Annotated in this window: 1 pseudogene; it reads right to left on the reverse strand. The window is 61.6% G+C overall.

From position 1 onward, the window contains the following. Window positions 1–255: pseudogene (locus tag DNK49_RS23745) on the reverse strand (IS1634 family transposase); the annotation flags it as partial.

The raw sequence follows: 255 nt of genomic DNA on the forward strand, positions 1-255 counted from the left end.
CATTTCGGCAAGACGCTTCGCCTTGTCGTCGATGTGGTAGCTGAACAGCTCCTCAGCCAGATCCACCTTGATGATGCGCGACAGGTGCGCTTCGCTGACCGCATGGTAGAAGCGCGCCTTGGCGCCGATGTCCGAGAGCTTGCGACCCCGGTGCTTCACGCCTTCGTCCTGATCGGTAAGCTTGCCCGTCCATTGATCCGCTTGCCGGGTCAGCGCGTCGATACGCTCGTTGCGCTGCTGGGTCTTTTGGGCTGC

This window comes from Parazoarcus communis SWub3 = DSM 12120, assembly GCF_003226565.1.
GTDB lineage: Bacteria > Pseudomonadota > Gammaproteobacteria > Burkholderiales > Rhodocyclaceae > Parazoarcus > Parazoarcus communis.